Source organism: Polaromonas sp. P1_E3, from assembly GCF_056405935.1.
This window is the reverse complement of sequence record NZ_JBFUBD010000323.1, coordinates 1-3,106: the sequence shown is the minus strand read 5'-3', so window position 1 is coordinate 3,106 and position 3,106 is coordinate 1. Positions and strand designations below refer to the sequence as shown.

General features: G+C 62.8%; 3 protein-coding genes. All 3 read right to left on the bottom strand.

What is annotated here, in order from left to right; all coding sequences use genetic code 11:
- Positions 1-29: 29 nt before the first annotated feature.
- Positions 30-1,529, bottom strand: coding sequence for an exopolyphosphatase (gene ppx / locus AC1D0Z_RS18560; RefSeq protein WP_477659669.1), 1,500 nt, complete (start codon positions 1,527-1,529; stop codon positions 30-32).
- 58 nt (positions 1,530-1,587) lie between these two features.
- Positions 1,588-2,739, bottom strand: a complete 1,152-nt coding sequence (locus AC1D0Z_RS18555; protein WP_477659668.1) for an ABC transporter substrate-binding protein — start codon at positions 2,737-2,739, stop codon at positions 1,588-1,590.
- 157 nt (positions 2,740-2,896) lie between these two features.
- Positions 2,897-3,106: fasciclin domain-containing protein (locus tag AC1D0Z_RS18550; RefSeq protein WP_477659667.1), on the bottom strand; the 210-nt coding region annotated here is incomplete at its 5' end.

The window sequence follows — 3,106 nt, the reverse complement described above, 5'->3', positions numbered from 1 at the left end:
GTTTATGGGAAAACGCCCAAGGAAAGCGCTCAGGTGTTCGGGATGACCAGCGTCCACGGCGTTTTTTGCCAGGCCAGCACCTCTTCCTGCAGAAGATGGGCCGACTGCGGAAAGGCCTGCGCCCAGCCGGTGCGGCAGTTCAGCACAAAAATCTTTCCGGGCTCGGCGCTGCTTTCGAGCTGAAGGCCCTTGAGGTCGGGGTCGCGGCGGGCGTGGCACAGGATGACCGCCAGGCGCAGGCACAGCAGCTGCTGGATGAACACCCGGTCTTCAAAATTGACTTCCAGCTTGCGGAGCTTGCCGCGGTGGCCCAGCACCAGCAGGCTCAGGCGGTGCAGCTCGGGCAAGGCAAAACCGGGTGCATCGGCGTTGTCCAGGATATAGGCGCCATGCTTGTGATAGTCGCTGTGTGAGATCTGGCTGCCGATTTCATGCAGTTGGGCCGCCCATTCCAGCTTGCGCTGAAAGCGCTCCAGCTCGGCGCCGGGCATACCGCTGGCGGACATCGAAAAAAGATGCCTGGCAACCTTGCTGACCCGCTGCGCCTGCGCGGTATCGGCGCCGAACTTGCCCGCCAGCCGCTGCACGGTGGTGGAGCGCAAATCGGTCAGGTCCTGTTCACGGTCCAGCAGGTCGTAGAGCACGCCGTGGCGCAGCGCGCCCTGAGCGGCTTCCATCTGCTGGATACCCAGCAGGTCGAACACAGCCCGAAGCACGCTGACACCGCCGCCTATGACCGCACGCCGGTCGTCCTTCATGCCGTCGAGTTTCAGCCGGTCGACACTTTGCGCCTTGAGCAGCCGGTCGAGTAGCCAGTCAAGGCCTTCCTGGGTGACCATGCCCGCAGGCCAACCTGAGGCTGTCAGCACGTCGCTGACGGCACCAATCGTGCCGGACGAGCCATAGGCCGTGTCCCAGGTACCGGCGCGGTAAGTGTTGACGGCTTCGTCGAGCACCGCCTTGGCGGCGACTTCCGCTGTCTGGAATGCGCGCGCGGTGAACTGCCCATCAGGGAAATACTTCATGGACCATGCGACGCTGCCGACACGGTAGGATTCCATCGTGCGCGCGTCCAGGCCCTTGCCGAGGATCATCTCGGTCGAGCGCCCGCCAATGTCCACCACCAGCCGGCGTTCATCGGACTGGGGCAAGAGGTGAGCGACGCCCTGGTAAATCAGGCGGGCCTCCTCGCGGCCGGGGATGACGTCGATGGGAAAGCCCAGGATTTTGTGGGCCCGTGCAAGGAAGTCCTCGCGGTTGCGTGCCTCGCGCAGGGTCTGGGTGGCGACGGCGCGAACCTGGTGCTTCTTGAACCCCGCCAGGCGTTCGCCAAAACGTGCCAGGCAGTCCCAGCCGCGCTGCATGGATTCCGGCGTCAGGTTGCGGTCGGCGTCCAGCCCGTTGCCCTGGCGGACGGTTTCCTTGAGGTATTCGGTGCGGTGAATCTGGCCGGCATCAAAGCGGCCTATTTCCAGTCGAAAGCTGTTGGACCCGAGGTCTACAGCAGCGAGCAGCGTTCCATTTTGCATGCCTGAGTTTAAGCTCCCAACATAACTGTCGCGTGGGACTCTCATCAACATCCAGGTGTCAACCTATCAATCGGCCGTCAATCGTCATCATGCTTTGCGTGACGTAGCTGCCGCTTCTTCGCTGGAGGTTAAAGCTGATGCTGAATCCGCCCACATCGAACCTGGTGCGGCGCTGGAAGGCGGCCAGAACGCTCTGGCGCGTCAGGGGACCGTCGACGTCGTTGAGTACCTCATAGGTGTAGCGCGCCGCGATGAACCCCGCCAGGCTCAGGGGCGTAGGCGGCTCGTCAAAAAGGCGCGAGAGCGTTTCACGGTAGCTTCTGACCACCGGAAGGCTGGCATTGACCAGGGGTACCGGCTGGGTCGCAATCACGGGTGTGTTGCGCCCCGCACCCATCTGCAGCATGGTTTGCAGGTTCACGTCGGCCAAAGCCACGATGTAGCGCTGGCGGGACTGTTTTTCCAGGCCCTGGGTGAATTCGGCGAGCTCCGGCGTTCCGCCTACAAACAGCAGTACGGCGGGCGTGCGGGGTGTGAGTTTCTGGCCCAGCGCGCGCAGGTCGCCTGTTGCCTTGAACGGCTGCAGGTTCAGCTGCATGTCCAGGGCAATCCGCTCGACGTCCGTGTGATAGGCGGCATGGTCCTGCGCTGTAGCGTAAATCGCTCCGAGTTCCTTGAGGCCCATGGTTGACAGGCTTTTGAGCGCATAGGCAATCTGTTCCTGGCGCGCGGCGAAGATGGGAAAGGTCTTGTCGTCGATCTCGAGGCTGGAGTTCTGCAGCCAGGGTGCGGCGTGGGGGATGCCCAGCCCACCCTGGCGGGACAGCGCCACGATCTGGCTGGCAACCTGGTCGCCGACGCTGCCGGAAAGCACCATGCAGGCGGGGTTGTCCCTGACGGGGTCCAGCGCTGCGCGCAGGCTCGCGGGGGTGCCGTCCGTTTCCAGTGCCAGGTGCTGGACCTGCCTGCCGCGGATGCCGCCGCGCAGGTTGATGTCCTGCCAGGCGGCGCGTGAGCCGATCAGGAAATCCTTGGATACGTCCTGCTGTGCCTGGGAAAAATCAACGGGCTGGGCTACCACGATGCTTTTGGACGAGGCGCTTTTGCCGGGCTGTGTCCAGGCGGGGCCTGCGATGGCGGTGGCTGCTGTGATCAGGCTGGCGCGTTGCAGTAGCCGTCGGCGGCTCAAGACAGGCGTATGAAGTGGCATAAATACTCCCTGGCGCGGTCGCTGCCGCTCGCATGGTTGCTATGAAAACAGTAGCTGCTTGCGCAGGTAGCAATTGGGCTAGAGCACGAAAGCGCTATAAATTGAATAAAAAAACGGGTCAAGCCCTGAGGCTTGACCCGTTCAGGTGATGGCGGGCTTACTTGGAGGGCGGAATCAGGACAGCGTCCACGATGTGCACGACGCCATTGGTGGCGGAGATGTCTGCAGTCTGGACCATGGCTTCCTCGACGGTGACGAATTCACCGGCTTTGGAGAGCGCTACATTGGCGCCGTTGACAGTTTTCGCGTTGCCGTTCTTGACGTCGGCTGCCATTACCTTGCCGGGAACCACGTGGTATGCCAGAAC